This window comes from Sedimentisphaera cyanobacteriorum (assembly GCF_001997385.1).
In the GTDB taxonomy this organism is placed as follows: domain Bacteria; phylum Planctomycetota; class Phycisphaerae; order Sedimentisphaerales; family Sedimentisphaeraceae; genus Sedimentisphaera; species Sedimentisphaera cyanobacteriorum.
Genome location: NZ_CP019633.1, coordinates 408,610 through 423,394, shown reverse-complemented (window position 1 = coordinate 423,394; position 14,785 = coordinate 408,610). Strand labels below are relative to the sequence as shown.

Here is a 14,785-nt window from a genome sequence, read left to right as displayed (position 1 = left end):
AACGAAAAACAAAACACAAAAAAAGTTATAAAATTTTTTGATTTTGTGAAAAATTGAACAACAAAAGCTTGACTTTTGCGTTATAATGTTTTTAATAAACATATTAAAAGGTATTAGGTGTTGATTTATTCAAGGAAATAAATTTTCCGGGAGTAAGGCCTTTATGGCAACTAACAAAAACTGCATTGTAAGGATTTCGCGTTATAAAAACGCTTTGACAAGGCTGAAATCGCTCGGTTTTGTTAAGGTATTTTCGAGCAATCTTGCAGATGCAACGGGAACCTCTTCTGCACAGGTTCGAAAAGATTTCTCACTGTTCGGAATTACAGGCAACAAGCGAGGCGGCTACAACATTGACGATTTGGTCGAACAGATGAACACAATCTTCGGCAAGCACGAGGTTCACAAAGTAATTATAGTGGGCTTTGGAAATATAGGCAAGGCTCTGATGAGCTATAAGGGTTTTGAGAAGGAATCTATAAAGATAGATGCAGCCTTCGACATAGACAGCTCAAAGGTTGATGAGGATGCAGAGATCCCTGTTTACCCCTTTGAAAAGCTTGAGGAATATATAGAAAAAAACCGCATAAAGCTGGGTGTTATTTCGGTGCCGGATGTGGCCGCTCAGCAGGTGTTTGAAGTGATGAAAAAAGCGGGGATAAAGGGCGTATTGAACTTTGCCCCGATAAATCTGGGCAGCAGCGACGAGGTGGTGATAAACAATATCAACCTCGAGATGGAGCTTGAAAACCTCATCTATTACGTAATAGCTGCAGAGAAGAACAAAGCTCAGAATATAGATGATATTTGAAACTGCGGTCAAACGCAGTTTTTTTAGGCGTATTAAAACAAGTTATTAGTGAATCTTTTGAAAGGATAGGATAAAGGTGTCAGATCCAATCCAAGCTATTAAAGAAATGCGCAGCGGAGCTGATAAATCTTATCAGCACGAGCGCGAAGGGATAAAACACGAGATATTCGTTGGTATGGCAACCTGCGAGATCGCAGCAGGTTCCCGTGAAGCAATGAAGGTGTTCAACGATGCTATAGAATCCGGCGAGCTTAAGGATACCCGGGTTTCACGTAAGGGCTGCGCCGGCAGGTGTAATGTAGAGCCTACGATAGAGGTAGTTACAGGCGGAAAATCATACAGATATATAAAAGTAACGCCGGAAAAGGCGTCTGAGATAGTTCAGAAGCATCTTATAGGCGGAGAGGTAATCACAGAATGGCTCCAGGGCGAATGCGGCAGCGAAAAGCCCGAAAGCGATGATCTGCATAACCGCTCTTACGGCAGGTTCGGCGATCTGCCGGTATTCGGCAAGCAGCTTAGAATTGCTCTGAGAAACTGCGGAATCATTGACCCTGAAAATATTGATGAATATATTCACAATCGAGGATATGAAGCACTTGCAGATGTGCTTAAAAACCATAAAGCCGCAAATGTTATTGAAAAAGTTAAAGAATCCGGTCTTCGCGGCAGAGGCGGCGCAGGTTTCCCTACAGGTCTTAAATGGGATATCACCGCTAAATTCCAAGACGAGGAGATGTACGTTATATGCAACGCTGACGAAGGCGACCCCGGAGCATTTATGGACAGAAGCACTATCGAAGGCGATCCGCATTCAGTGCTTGAGGGTATGCTTATAGGCGCATACGCAATCGGAGCCACAAACGGGATCATCTATATCCGTGCTGAATACCCGCTTGCTATTAAGAGGCTCGAAATTGCAATCGGGCAGGCAAAAGAAAAGGGGCTTCTCGGGGAAAACATCCTCGGTTCCGGATTTTCATTCGATGTAGAGCTCAGACTCGGTGCTGGAGCTTTCGTATGCGGCGAGGAAACCGCCCTTATCCATTCAATTGAAGGACGCAGAGGTATGCCCAAGCCGAGACCTCCTTACCCGTCCGAGTCCGGCTTGTTCGGCAAGCCAACACTTATCAACAATGTTGAGACGTGGTCTAACATACCTGCTTTAATGCTCGACGGGACAGACTGGTTTTCCACAGTTGGAACGGAAAAGAGCAAGGGAACTAAGGTGTTCGCTCTTGCTGGAAGAGTTTACAATACAGGGCTCGTTGAAGTTCCGATGGGAACAACGCTCAGAGAGATGGTTTATGATATAGGCGGCGGAATACCGGACGGGAAAGAATTCAAAGCCGTTCAGACCGGCGGTCCTTCAGGCGGCTGCCTTCCGGCAAGCTATCTGGAAACAAAAATCGACTACGACTCCCTCGCAGCAGCGGGTTCTATTATGGGCTCCGGAGGTATGATCGTAATGGACGAGACATCCTGCATGGTGGATGTGGCGAAGTTTTTCCTCGAATTCACTCAGGATGAATCCTGCGGAAAGTGCACGCCCTGCCGTGAAGGGACAAAGCGAATGCTCGAGATTCTCACACGAATCACTGAGGGCAAAGGCCGCCCTGGCGATATCGAGAAGCTCGAAAGACTCGGAACAATGATCCAGAAGTCTTCGCTGTGCGGGCTCGGGCAGTCTGCCCCGAATCCTGTGCTCAGCACGATCAAAAACTTCAGGGATGAGTATGTGGAACATATTGAAGAGAAGAAATGCCGTGCGGGCGTCTGCAGCGCGCTTCTCGGATACAGCATTAACGACAATTGCGTGGGCTGCGGTGCCTGCAAAAAGGCCTGCCCTGTTGATGCAATCAGCGGCGAGAAAAAAGGCAAGCACGTTATCGATCAGGAAAAATGCATTAAGTGCGGACAATGTTACGAAGTTTGTAAATTCGGTGCAGTTGACAGAGGATAAGACAAATGGATTTAATAACCATACACATAGACGACATAGAATATAAAGTGGAACCCGGCCAGACGATTATGCAGGCCGCAGACAAACTCGGCTACAAAATACCGAGACTCTGCTATCACCCCAAGCTCTCAATCGAAGGGGCATGCAGGGTTTGTATTGTGCAGGTGGAAGGTGCGAGAAACTTCTCGGCCTCCTGTGCTACGCCGGTTAGAGACGGAATGAAGATATATACCAACACCCCCGAGGTAAGGCGGGCAAGGCGGGATATCGTTGAGCTTATCCTCGATAATCACCCGCAGGACTGCCATACCTGCGAGAGAGACGGTATATGCGAGCTCCAGAGGCTTTCCTCATCTGTCGGCATTCAGAAAAGGCATTTCGAAGGCGAGAGAAAAGAATACAACGAGGACTATTCCTCTATCTCAGTGGTTCGGAATCCCAACAAATGTATTCTCTGCGGCAGATGCGTAAGGATGTGCTCAGAGATACAGGAAGTAACTAATCTCGGCCTTGCCAACAGAGGGTTTAAGACAGTTGTAATGCCGGCTTTTGATATGCCGATGAGCGAGAGCGTTTGCGCAGCCTGCGGGCAGTGCGTTAATATCTGCCCCACCGCTGCTTTCCTTGAGAACAACAGCTGTCAGGACGTTTTCGAACTTCTGGGCGATAAAACCAAAGTAAAAACAGTGAACGTGGCTCCATCTGTGAGGGCCTCTATCGGCGAAGCCTTCGGTCTTGAACCGGGAACTGATATGGAAGGCCAGATTTTTGCGGCTCTCCGCAAGCTTGGGTTTGACTACGTTTTCGATACAAACTTCGCAGCAGACCTTACGATTATGGAAGAGGCAAGCGAGCTTGTTCACCGAATCAAGAACGGGGGTACACTGCCAATGCTCACCTCCTGCTCAAGCGGCTGGATGAAGTTTGTAGAACAATTCTACCCCGAGCTTCTCGACCATCTCTCAACATGCAAATCTCCGATGAGTATGGCAGGTGCAGTGATAAAATCTTACTTTGCAGAGAGCTTAGGTCTTAAAAACGAAGACATTGTGAATGTAGGGATTATGCCCTGCACTGCCAAGAAATTCGAGGCTTCAAGACCTGAGCTCGATGTTGACGGCATCAAATCAACCGATGAAGTGCTGACAACAAGAGAGCTTGCATGGATGATTAAAAGTGCAGGTATAAACTTCGTAGATATCGAACCTGAGAAGCCGGATAATCCGCTCAGCGCATATTCAGGTGCAGGTGTGATTTTCGGAGCCACAGGCGGTGTTATGGAAGCTGCTATAAGAACCGCTCACTATATGATTACAGGCGAAGAGCTCGGTGAGGTAAATGTAGAAGCGGTTAGAGGAATGAAGGGCATTAAGAAGGGCTCTGTAATGGTAGGCGATATGGAAGTTCGCGTAGCTGCGGCTCACGGGCTTGGAAATGCCGAAAAGCTTCTCAAAGAAGCCAAAGAACACCCCGACAGATACCACTTTATTGAAATAATGGCCTGCCCGGGCGGATGTATCGGCGGAGGCGGACAGCCCTATCCGCTTACAAACAGCATCCCGCTCGACGAAGAATGCCTTGCAAAGAGAGCTTCCGCTCTATACAGCAGCGATGATTCAAACGATATAAGGGTAAGCCATGATAACCCCGACATCAAAAAGCTCTATGAACAATATCTCGGCGAACCTCTCGGAGAGATTTCACATAAATACCTTCACACGCATTACAAGCCGAAGGAGCCTAAGGGAGTGATTCCAACCGAACTGCCCTCTAAATGTTAGGGAAATAAGACTAAGAGCAGGCCGGAGACAGTCCGGCCTGCATAAGAAAGAAGTTTCAAGATGGACACAAAAAGCTGGATAGAAAACAGAATCAAGCAGGATGAAATAGATAAGTACCTCGACGGCGGGGAAGACTTTATCAATACCGAAGAGATTGAATCTGTACTCGCCGGCGCTGAGGGAAAAGAGCCTGACCCTGCAAGGGTGCGCGAGATAATCGCCAAAAGCCTTAACGTAGAGAATCTGACTCCGCAGGAAACTGCAGAGCTTCTCAACGTTACAAACCCTGATATGCTTGCTGAAATGCAGGAAGCTGCTCTGAAGGTAAAGAAGAAGGTTTACGATAACAGAATCGTTACCTTCGCTCCGCTTTATATGGCTAATCTCTGCGTGAACAACTGCGCCTACTGCGGCTTCAGAACAGATAACGAAAAGTCCTCCCGCAGAGCGCTTTCTATGGAAGAGGTTAAAAAGGAGGCGGAAGTTCTTGCAGGCAGGATTGGTCATAAAAGGCTTATCGTTGTTTACGGCGAACACCCCAGTACAGACGTTAATTATGTGGCTGATACAATCAACACTGTTTACAGCGCGAAGATGCCCACGAAAAACGGCTACGGATCGATCAGGCGTGTGAACGTAAATATGGCTCCTATCCAGATTGATGAGCTCAAATACCTCAGAGACGTTGGCATAGGCACTTATCAGGTATTTCAGGAGACATACCACAAGCCTACTTATGCCAATGTTCATCCACCCAACACAATAAAAGGCAACTACCGCTGGAGGCTTTACTGTATGCACAGGGCTCTCGAGGCGGGGGTTGATGATGTTGGAATCGGAGCGCTTTTCGGTCTTTACGAGAATTGGAAGTTTGAAGTGATGGGGCTTTTGTACCACTCAATTGAGCTGGAAGACAAATTCGGCATAGGCCCTCATACAATCTCGTTCCCTCGAATCGAGCCGGCAGTAAACACGCCTTACGTATCTCAGTGCAAAGGCGTGAGCAATGAAGATTTCGAGAGGCTGGTAACAGTAGTGAGGTTAGCTGTGCCCCATACAGGGCTTATCATTACGTGCAGGGAAGATTCAGAGTTTAAGGATAAGTGCCTCAGCTACGGATGCACTCAGACAGACGCCTCATCTCAGATAGGCATCGGCGGCTACGCAGAGCTTGCAGAATCAACGCAGGAAGAAATGAGGCAGCAGTTCGTCCTCGGAGATACCAGAAGCCTTGATAAGATGATAGGCGACTACGCAGAGAAGGGAATGATCACCTCGTTCTGCACAGCAGGCTATCGCTGCGGTCGTACAGGCAAGTGCATTATGAACCTGCTCAAATCCGGTGAAGAAGGCAAGTTCTGCAAGCTTAATGCAGTGATCACCTTCCGTGAATGGCTTGATGATTTCGCCAGCGAGAGGACAAAGCAGCTCGGCGAAAAGGTTATCCAGAAAGAGATCCAGGAAATCAAAGAAAAAAGCCCTGAAAAGGTTTATCAGCAGTTTATGAGCAATTATCAGCGAACGCTGAACGGTGAAAGAGATATTTATTTTTAGTAATTAGTGTTTCGTTAATAAAGAAATAGGAGAATACAGGATATGCCCGACTATACAGAATTAAAGCAGTATATAGACAGCCTTAGAGATAAGCCGCACTTCGAATCTTATCTGATTGCAGTTTTGCACAAGGCGCAGAAGCTCTATGGATACCTGACGCTGGAATCAATGAATATCATCTCTCAGCAGATGAATATCCCTACCGCTCATATTTGGGGCGTTGCCACATTCTACAGCTTCTTCAATCTTTCGGAGAAGGGCAAGCATAATGTGGCAGTATGTATGGGAACTGCATGCTATGTGAAGGGAGCTAATGTTGTGCTTGATACGCTCAAGAAAGAGCTTGGCGTTGAAGTGGGCGGAACAACAGATGATATGCTGTTTACGCTTCAGGAAGCTCGCTGCGTTGGAGCTTGCGGGCTGGCACCAGTAATGATGATCGACGATGAAATTTACGGCGACCTCACGCCTGAGAAAACAGTAGAGATAATCAAGGCATACAGAGAAAATGCAAAGGCAGCAGGATAATATCCTCCAATTTAACTAACAAATTCAAGGGGGGCTTAATGCCCCCTTTTGTATTCTTGAGACACATTAAATGGGCGATTTTGCCGGAAAATCGCTATGAAATAGATTGACAAAAAAGCACTGGCAGTTATTCTTAAATGTTCGTTTACAGCGGCAGCTATCTGGCTTTGATTTTCATCGATTTCAGAACGCCGGCGTATATCCCTACTAAGCATTTTTCAAAGACCGGAGATTTTTATGGCTCAAAAGATTTGGCTCAACGGCTCGCTTGTTGACCAGGAGAATGCCAAGGTATCTGTATTAGACCACGGCCTTCTTTACGGAGACGGTGTATTTGAGGGCATACGTGTTTACAGCGGAAAAATATTCCGCGAAAAGCAGCATATAGACAGGCTCTACAACTGTGCAAAGTATATCAGACTCGATATCAAAATGAGCAAAGAGGAAATGATAGATGCTATGCACAAGACAGTTGAAGCCAATGGAGTTACCGACGGCTATATCCGCCTTGTAGCCTCCAGAGGTGCTGGAACACTTGGGCTGAACCCGTTTCACTGCCCAAAGCCGACGGTATTTATTATTGCTGCAAATATCCAGCTATACCCCGAAGAGCTTTATGAAAACGGGCTTGCTGTAGTAAGCTCGTCATATATGAGAAACCCTTCTCAATGCGTGCCTCCTCAGGTTAAGAGCTTAAATTATCTCAATAACATACTCGCCAAAATTGAAGCGATAGATAATGATGTTCTCGAAGCGATAATGTACAACAGTCAGGGGTACGTAGCAGAAGCCACGGGAGATAATGTTTTTATCGTAAAAGATGACATAGTCTGCACTCCCCCTGTTCAGGCGGGCTCACTGAACGGAATAACCAGACAGGTAGTTCTCGAGCTTGCTGCTCAGGCAGGGTATAAAACAGCAGAAAAAAATCTCACAAGATTCGACCTCTACTCATCAGATGAAATGTTCCTCACCGGAACGGCTGCTGAGGTAATTGGCGTTGTGAAGATTGACGGCCGGACTATCGGAGACGGCAAGCCCGGGGCTATCACTAAAGACCTTAGAAAAAGGTTTTACAACTGCGTAAACGAATAAACATTTCAGGCTCTGAAACCCTTTGCGGTATCAAAGCCTGTTTTTTGCCAATATGCAATTAGTGGGTTTATCATGGCTGATAACAATAAACTTGCGGAAAGACTTAAACAGCAGAGAGAGCAGAAAGAATTAGACATAGCCCAGCTCTCCAAACAAAGCGGGCTGAGCACCGAACAGATAAAAAAACTTGAAGAAGGCTCTCTTGCTCCTTCTCTCGCCCCGCTCATCAAAATTGCCCGAGGGCTTGGAGTTCGCCTCGGCACCCTGCTTGATGACGACCCGGGACTCAGCCCTGCAGTAGTGAGGGGTGAAGAATCCGAGAAGGTTGTTCGTTTCAGCGGAAATTCGAAAGCCGCAAGGGAAAGCGAGCTGGACTTTACAAGCCTTGCCTCAGAGAAGAAAGACCGCCACATGGAGCCTTTCATCATCAGCGTTAAATATTCAGACAGTGTTGACCGCTGTCTTTCCTCGCATGAAGGCGAGGAGTTTATATATGTCCTGGAAGGCGACATAGAAATCGATTACGGCAAGCATAAATACAGCCTCTCCAAATCCGACAGCATATACTACGATTCAATAGTGCCCCACAACGTGCACGCAATGGGCAGAGACGCCAAAATACTTGCGGTGGTTTACACTCCTTTTTAAGGCTTTAATTTATGACAAACCAGCTTTTTACCCGAAACACGCTGGGCGGATTTCTATCTGAACTGTCCCAAAGCAGCCCCGATAAAGACTTTATCACATACCCTGACAGAAGCTTGAGATGGTCTTACAGGCAGTTTGAGGAAAGGGTAAACAGGCTCGCCGCCGGCCTGCTGAATACCGGAATTGACAAAGGCGATCATGTAGGAGTGTGGGCGAGGAATGTGCCGGACTGGCTGACATTTCTCTTCGCAACAGCAAAGATAGGGGCTGTGCTCGTAACGGTGAACACTCTGTACAAGAAATTCGAGCTGGATTACGTTTTAAAGCAGTCTGATATGAAAGCCCTTGCGATTGTTGACGGATTCAGAGACGTTGATTATGTGCAGACTGTTTATGAGCTTGTGCCCGAGCTGAAAACGCAGAAAAGAGGCGAGCTCAAAAGCAAAAAATACCCCGAGCTGAGAAGCGTTATCTATATCGGTCAGGAAAAACATCGCGGGATGTACAACACAAGCGAGCTTATGATTCTCGGCGAGCATACAAGCTGGGATAAAGTTTATGAGAAAGCGGCAAGTCTTGATTGTGATCAGGTGATCAATATGCAGTACACCTCGGGGACAACAGGCTTTCCTAAGGGCGTTATGCTCACCCACTCGAACATACTCAACAACGGCTACTACATAGGCGAAAGGCAGAAACTCACCAGCGTCGACAGGGTATGCCTGCCTGTACCGCTTTTTCACTGCTTCGGGCTTGTTCTGGGTGTTATGGCAACGCTCACCCACGGAGGAACGCTTGTGATGCTCGAACAGTTCGAGCCCCTGCTTGCTCTTGCGGCAGTCCAAAAGGAAAAATGCACCGCCATTTACGGCGTGCCTACGATGTTCATATCAGAGCTGAATCACCCTATGTTTGATATGTTTGATCTTTCAAGCCTGCGGACGGGGATTATGGCAGGGTCGCCCTGCCCTATCGAAACAATGAAAAGCGTTATGAACAAGATGCACTGCGACGAGATAACTATCGCATACGGACTCACTGAAGCCTCGCCTGTGTTTACGCAAACCAGCACAGACGATCCGATTGAGAGAAGGGTTAATACTGTGGGAACGAAGCTGCCGCATATTGAGGTGAAGATTATCGATCCTGATACGGGCGAGAAGCTCGGGCCGGGAGAACAGGGGGAGATCTGCTGCCGAGGCTACAACATTATGAAAGGCTACTACAAAATGCCGGAAGCCACCGCACGCACAATAGACGAAGACGGCTGGCTGCACAGCGGCGATCTGGCCGAGGCTGATGAGCAGGGCTACTACAAAATTACAGGCAGAATTAAGGATATGATTATCCGCGGCGGCGAAAATATCTACCCCAGAGAGATTGAAGAATTCCTTTACACAATGCCTGACATACGCAATGTGCAGGTGGTTGGTGTCCCAAATGAGAAATACGGCGAGGAAGTTGGGGCATTTGTTATTCTTGAAGAAGGCTCAGATGCAAAGCCTGAGGATATCAGGGATTTCGCAAAAACCAAAATCGCAAGATACAAATCACCAAAACATATTTTCATTGTTGATGAATTTCCAATGACTGCCAGCGGAAAAATCCAGAAGTACAAGCTCAGAGAGATGGCTGCTGAATTATCCAAAACAAAATAAAAGCGGGACTGTTTTTACCGCCCCGCCTGATTTTGCTAACTCTTCCTTGCCTTCATATCGGCCTTTCGGTCGTATTTGGGATTGAGCTTTTTCGGGATATCCGCATTTGTTTTTTCCCTCCAGCGGCAGAGAATATCATAAAGTTCTTTAGTTTTCTGCGGGTAAAGCTCTGCGAGATTCTTTGATTCGCCGATATCTGTTTTGAGATTGTAGAGCTCTATCTGGCCGTCTTCGAAATACTCATGCAGCTTCCAATCCCCTTTTCGCACAACCGAGCCCGGGCGAGTTCGGAAAAGCGGGTCTCTTGTTTCATCGTCTCCGCCCTGCAGGTATATCGGGAAATGCCAGAACAGAGGCCTCTGGGCATCGAAGAGCTTTTCATGCCCGAATAAAAGCGGGGACAGATCTTTGCCATCGAGGATTTTGCCCTCAGGCGGTTTTTCTCCCGCAATGCTGAGAAGAGTTGGGAAGAAATCCAGCTGGCTTACAGGTACATCGCAGGTAGCCCCGGGCTTAATCCTGCCCTTCCAAGAGAACGCAAGAGGCTCTCTGGTACCGCCTTCATAATATGAACCTTTGCAGCCCCGAAGAGGCGCCATATCAGTTGCCCAGTGCACCCCGCCGTTATCGGCAGTGAAGATAATCAGGGTTTTCTCTCGAAGATTGAGCTTGTCGATTTTCTTTATAAGCCTGCCGATATGTATGTCCACAGCCTCTATCATAGCGGCATAATCTGCGCGTTTGTGAAGCTCGCCCGGTTCGTAATTTTTATATTTTTCAAGAAGATCATCTCTTGCCTCAATAGGTGAATGAACCGAATAAAACGGAAAATACATAAAGAAAGGCCTGTCCTTGTTTCTGTCGAGAAATTTCAATGCCTCATCTGTGAGCCTTTCTGGCAGATGCTCGCCCTTCGGGCCGTCCTCAAGTGTGGGTATGTTGTACGGGCTGAAATAGGTTGGCGGGTGGCCTTTATGATAACCGCCTACATTCTCATCAAAACCATGCTTGAGAGGGTCGCTGTTTACATGATATTTGCCGAGAGTAATGGTTCTGTAGCCCGCATCTTTCAGGCAGTCTGCGATTGTAATTTCATCTTCATCGAGAAATTTCTTGTTTTTGGTCGGTATCAGCTTGCGGTATTTGCTTTTGCCCCTCTCAGAGCTGCCGACAGTATATACGCCGTGGCGTGGAGTATTTTTCCCGCTGAGCAGGCACGCACGTGATGGAGCGCAGTTGGCGGCCGCTGCATATCCGTCGCTGAAATTGATTCCGCTTCTTACGAGCCTGTCGATGTTTGGGGTGCGATAGAAATCCGAGCCGTTTACGCCGATATCCCGCCAGCCCATATCATCAATGTTTATAAGCAGTATATTGGGCTTTTCATATTCTTTGCCGTAAGCAATTCCTGAAGCAGCGGCGGCGGTGAAGCTGAATGCGGTTTTCAAAAAATCTCTTCGTTTCATTTTATGCCTCTTTATTTTGGGTTTTACTTATTTATATCCTGAGGCGGGCAATTTTTGACAAAAAAAAGGACGGCATAAAAAATACCGCCCTTTTAAGGTTCTTAAAAAACTGTTTGTTAATAATCCTTCATACCGTCCATCCATTCAGGCCAGTCCGGGTCCTGATCGGCGGAGGATGTCCATCTGCCGTGCGTATCAAAAGTTCTGTGCCATTTATATGTCCAGAGCTTCTTGAGGCCCACAGTATTAACTGCACCGTCTGCAGTTAAAACGTTCTGGGCATCATCGTGTCTGTTTTGAACGATACGCCAGAAATGCGAACTGTTGGAATTCCACCTCGTTGTCTCAGAAGGCGGAGGATTATCGCCTGCATTCGGCCATGCATCAATATGCTGACCATCTGTAAATACCGGCACATTTGAAGGCGTGGTTAAGGCTGAGCTGCGCTTCCAGAACTTTTGCTTGAAGTCAACATCAACATAATCCCAATATTTATTCTGGAGCCAGCCGTTGAAGAGATAGCTTCCGTAATAACCGTCAACCTTCCGGCCGAATAAGTTATTGCTCTTGTTGTAAATCCCCCAAGCTGCAAACGGCTCGTTGGCTTTTGGATTCTCCCGGCCGTCGTAATACTGCCTCGGCTCGTCCGCTGTCGGACAAACTCTCAGCTCGTCTATATCATCATAATATTCGCTCAGAACATCCATCCACCACAGGCTTTTCTCTGCTCTGTCATCTTGAGAACCTGAGCCATAGAAACCCGGCCAGAAGCTGTCGCTGTTGTCTGCAAGATATAGACTAGTTGCCTGCATCCAGCTGTGGAGGTTGGTTTTGCACATTGTATTCATAGCCTGCTTCCTTGCCTTGCCCAATACAGGCATCAAAACCGCCATTAAAAGAGCGATAATTGAAATCACTACCAGAAGCTCGATTAATGTAAATGCTTTCCTTTTCATAACGCTTTTCTCCTATCTGTTAACCTATTTTATTAAAGCCATTCATAAGTATATGTTAAAAACAAAAATTTTTCCCAATTTTTTTCAAAATAATTAATGTATTTTGAAAATTTACACAAAAACTTCAAAAATGCAGTAAGTTTCTGCTATAAAATGATTATCCCTTTAGAGCAAATCAAAATCAATTTTATTTCACGAAAAAAACCTGTCATTTTGCGCAATATTGAAGCTTCATACTATTCATTATAAGTATTAGCAGCGAGCGATACAACAATAAAAAATACACATCACGGCAGATAAAGCGTTTATCGAAAACCGGCCTTGAGAAGCTTTTTTTGTAAAGACAAATGAGGCTCTTCAATCTTCATCGCTGAGCGAGTGATATTTTTATTAAAAACGGTTGATATCCAATCACATTTTTTTATAATTCTTCTCTCGCTCAAGGAAACTCTAACGGAGGAGTGACCGAGTGGCTGAAGGTGGCGGTTTTGAAAACCGTTGAACGGAAACGTTCCGGGGGTTCGAATCCCTCCTCCTCCGCTTTTACAGAACCGCTTAGCGGTTCTTTTTTTTGCGCTTAACCGGAAGGAAATTATTCGTCCTGCAAATCCTCAATCCGCTCAATTGTCATATTTGCCACTTTCGCCTTCATTCTGTAAAAGCGTTTTATCCTTTCGAAAAAATCGCTTTTATCCTGAGTGGATTGAAAGTGGCTCAATTTCTGCTTAACATCGGTTAAATTTTCTTCAATCAGCAAAGGGATTTTCTCGCTGTCGTGCCGGACGGCATCTTTCGGACATACATCATGACACTTCCCGCAGCGAATGCACACGCTTTCGTCTATCTGCGCCGAAACTCCCTTTGATACCGAAATCGCATCTACAGGACATTCTGATTCGCAGATCCCGCATCCTGCGCACATTTCTTCATTAACCCACGGCATATAAACTCCTGCTTAAAACATCTTTTCTGTTAATTGTAATTATGAAAACGGACAGGTGCCCGTAGGACAGCTTACTGAATCAGCAGAGCTTGTATCACTGCCGGGAGAAAAGCTCGAAATCAGCTTTCTAACATTCGAACTGCCGCAATCAGGACAGCTCTGCTTCTTTTCCGATTGCATAGATTTCTGGAAAAACTGAAACTTCTTGCCGCATTCTTCGCAGCTGTATTCATACATCGGCATAATTTGTCCTTTCAAATGAGTTGACAATTTTGATTTTTTAATTTTAATTCGGCAAAATCCGTGCCTAAAGGTATGAATATTGTTTAACAGCAATGTGAAAGCTTGTTTCGAAGAGAAATAGATTACTGGTTTGCGCATACTGGGACATATATGCGCTAATTTTAATGAGTTTAGTAAGCGCTGAAAGATTACGGCTCAATATTATGAAAAATAAAGTTTTCAAATACCAGTGTTGCTATATAATCGGTTTGAGAACAAACAGGCAGTTTTAAAGTACCTTGGTATATAATTTTTAAGCGAAAGCGGGAAAATGGGAAATAAAATAAACGACACATTAAAAGAACTGCTCAAACATTCGCCTTACACTTTCGGCGGTGCAGCAATAGGACTGCTTTGTATGGTCTTGTTCAATAAAATCTTCCCCGATTCAGGGCACGGTTTGTTTAAGGTGTTCCATCCCGGGCATATAATTTTATCGGCTTGGGCTACAACGCTTTTGTTCAAGAGCAAAACGTTTAGGGCTTCCATCTGGAAGGTTTTTCTTGCAGGCTACATAGGCTCTATCGGAATTGCAACTCTGAGCGATTCGGTGATTCCGTTTATGGGAGAGGAAGTGATGGGGATATCAGTTCCTGTCCACGGCCACAGTGAAAACCATAATCATAACCATCAAGGCAGCGAGCATAACGACCATAATCACTCAAAAACTGAAGCTGAACATAATCACAGCGGGCAGCACGACCATTCAGCCCATGCTGAGCACAACCACGAATCTAAAGGCGTGCATATAGGCTTTATTGAAGAGCCGATTCTGGTTAACGGCTCGGCGCTTCTGGGCATAATTCTTGGATTTGTATCTCATTCAGCGTCAAAAATGCCGCACTTCGTGCACGTTCTGATAAGCGTTTGGGCATCAACTGCACATATAATGATGAATACCGCAAAAGAGCTGACTCTGCTGAATTACGGTGGAATTCTGATTGTTCTGTTTGCAGCGGTGCTCGTGCCTTGCTGCCTGAGCGATATAATCTTCCCGACTCTTGCAGCGAAATATACGGGCAAAGACCCCTCAGAATTCAACCATCACCACCATTGACAGCGAGGCTTTAATTTAATCTCTGCATGCAGATTGCTGATGA

13 protein-coding genes and 1 tRNA gene are annotated in these 14,785 nt (G+C 46.1%); 10 read left to right on the top strand and 4 right to left on the bottom strand.

All coding sequences use genetic code 11. The features are described 5' to 3' along the window. Positions 1-163 precede the first annotated feature (163 nt). From L21SP3_RS01555 to L21SP3_RS01520, 8 genes are all read left to right on the top strand, one after another. Positions 164-811, top strand: coding sequence for a redox-sensing transcriptional repressor Rex (locus tag L21SP3_RS01555; RefSeq protein ID WP_077538904.1), 648 nt, complete (start codon positions 164-166; stop codon positions 809-811). Positions 812-917: 106 nt separating this feature from the next. Further along, a complete protein-coding gene (nuoF, locus tag L21SP3_RS01550) occupies positions 918-2,774 on the top strand; it encodes an NADH-quinone oxidoreductase subunit NuoF (protein ID WP_077538902.1) in 1,857 nt (618 codons plus the stop codon). A gap of 5 nt (positions 2,775-2,779) precedes the next feature. Next, entirely contained in the window at positions 2,780-4,555 is a 1,776-nt protein-coding gene (locus tag L21SP3_RS01545) for an NADH-dependent [FeFe] hydrogenase, group A6 (RefSeq protein WP_077538900.1), read from the top strand. 60 nt (positions 4,556-4,615) lie between these two features. Next, on the top strand, positions 4,616-6,109 hold the full coding sequence (hydG, locus tag L21SP3_RS01540; protein ID WP_077538898.1) for a [FeFe] hydrogenase H-cluster radical SAM maturase HydG: 1,494 nt from the start codon (positions 4,616-4,618) through the stop codon (positions 6,107-6,109). Between the two features lie 42 nt (positions 6,110-6,151). Beyond that, the gene (locus L21SP3_RS01535) at positions 6,152-6,637 is read left to right on the top strand and encodes an NADH-quinone oxidoreductase subunit NuoE family protein (protein WP_077538896.1); all 486 of its coding nucleotides are present in this window, start codon (positions 6,152-6,154) and stop codon (positions 6,635-6,637) included. Positions 6,638-6,874: 237 nt separating this feature from the next. Continuing rightward, a complete protein-coding gene (ilvE, locus tag L21SP3_RS01530) occupies positions 6,875-7,732 on the top strand; it encodes a branched-chain-amino-acid transaminase (RefSeq protein ID WP_077538894.1) in 858 nt (285 codons plus the stop codon). Between the two features lie 72 nt (positions 7,733-7,804). After that, positions 7,805-8,380, top strand: coding sequence for a helix-turn-helix domain-containing protein (locus L21SP3_RS01525; protein WP_077538892.1), 576 nt, complete (start codon positions 7,805-7,807; stop codon positions 8,378-8,380). An 11-nt stretch (positions 8,381-8,391) separates the two neighbouring features. Continuing rightward, complete coding sequence (locus L21SP3_RS01520; protein WP_077538890.1) at positions 8,392-10,038, top strand: AMP-binding protein; 1,647 nt, start codon at positions 8,392-8,394, stop codon at positions 10,036-10,038. 35 nt (positions 10,039-10,073) lie between these two features. On the opposite strand, the gene L21SP3_RS01515 is transcribed toward L21SP3_RS01520, so the two are convergent. Together L21SP3_RS01515 and L21SP3_RS01510 are read right to left on the bottom strand one after the other, a co-directional pair. After that, a complete protein-coding gene (locus tag L21SP3_RS01515; protein ID WP_077538888.1) occupies positions 10,074-11,504 on the bottom strand; it encodes a sulfatase in 1,431 nt (476 codons plus the stop codon). 116 nt (positions 11,505-11,620) lie between these two features. Next, positions 11,621-12,460: a type II secretion system protein gene (locus L21SP3_RS01510; protein WP_077538886.1), complete on the bottom strand. Its 840-nt coding sequence runs from the start codon at positions 12,458-12,460 to the stop codon at positions 11,621-11,623. 455 nt (positions 12,461-12,915) lie between these two features. Between L21SP3_RS01510 and L21SP3_RS01505 the strand changes: the two genes are divergently transcribed. Beyond that, positions 12,916-13,000: transfer RNA gene (locus tag L21SP3_RS01505), tRNA-Ser, on the top strand. Positions 13,001-13,052: 52 nt separating this feature from the next. Here the strand turns inward: L21SP3_RS01505 and L21SP3_RS01500 are convergent. Next, a complete protein-coding gene (locus L21SP3_RS01500; RefSeq protein ID WP_077538884.1) occupies positions 13,053-13,403 on the bottom strand; it encodes a DUF362 domain-containing protein in 351 nt (116 codons plus the stop codon). A gap of 39 nt (positions 13,404-13,442) precedes the next feature. Further along, entirely contained in the window at positions 13,443-13,646 is a 204-nt protein-coding gene (locus L21SP3_RS01495) for an FmdB family zinc ribbon protein (RefSeq protein WP_077538882.1), read from the bottom strand. Positions 13,647-13,956: 310 nt separating this feature from the next. On the opposite strand from L21SP3_RS01495, the gene L21SP3_RS01490 reads away from it, so the two are divergent. Then, the gene (locus L21SP3_RS01490) at positions 13,957-14,742 is read left to right on the top strand and encodes a hypothetical protein (protein ID WP_077538880.1); all 786 of its coding nucleotides are present in this window, start codon (positions 13,957-13,959) and stop codon (positions 14,740-14,742) included. The last annotated feature ends 43 nt before the right edge of the window (positions 14,743-14,785 follow it).

Excerpts from the sequence above, each read along its gene's own strand:
- L21SP3_RS01515 (WP_077538888.1), bottom strand. The coding sequence starts at position 11,504 with ATGAAACGAAGAGATTTTTTGAAAACCGCATTCAGCTTCACCGCCGCC.
- L21SP3_RS01495 (WP_077538882.1), bottom strand. The coding sequence starts at position 13,646 with ATGCCGATGTATGAATACAGCTGCGAAGAATGCGGCAAGAAGTTTCAG.
- ilvE (WP_077538894.1), top strand. The coding sequence starts at position 6,875 with ATGGCTCAAAAGATTTGGCTCAACGGCTCGCTTGTTGACCAGGAGAAT.
- L21SP3_RS01520 (WP_077538890.1), top strand. The coding sequence starts at position 8,392 with ATGACAAACCAGCTTTTTACCCGAAACACGCTGGGCGGATTTCTATCT.
- L21SP3_RS01555 (WP_077538904.1), top strand. The coding sequence starts at position 164 with ATGGCAACTAACAAAAACTGCATTGTAAGGATTTCGCGTTATAAAAAC.
- L21SP3_RS01535 (WP_077538896.1), top strand. The coding sequence starts at position 6,152 with ATGCCCGACTATACAGAATTAAAGCAGTATATAGACAGCCTTAGAGAT.
- L21SP3_RS01525 (WP_077538892.1), top strand. The coding sequence starts at position 7,805 with ATGGCTGATAACAATAAACTTGCGGAAAGACTTAAACAGCAGAGAGAG.
- nuoF (WP_077538902.1), top strand. The coding sequence starts at position 918 with ATGCGCAGCGGAGCTGATAAATCTTATCAGCACGAGCGCGAAGGGATA.
- L21SP3_RS01545 (WP_077538900.1), top strand. The coding sequence starts at position 2,780 with ATGGATTTAATAACCATACACATAGACGACATAGAATATAAAGTGGAA.
- L21SP3_RS01500 (WP_077538884.1), bottom strand. The coding sequence starts at position 13,403 with ATGCCGTGGGTTAATGAAGAAATGTGCGCAGGATGCGGGATCTGCGAA.
- hydG (WP_077538898.1), top strand. The coding sequence starts at position 4,616 with ATGGACACAAAAAGCTGGATAGAAAACAGAATCAAGCAGGATGAAATA.
- L21SP3_RS01510 (WP_077538886.1), bottom strand. The coding sequence starts at position 12,460 with ATGAAAAGGAAAGCATTTACATTAATCGAGCTTCTGGTAGTGATTTCA.
- L21SP3_RS01490 (WP_077538880.1), top strand. The coding sequence starts at position 13,957 with ATGGGAAATAAAATAAACGACACATTAAAAGAACTGCTCAAACATTCG.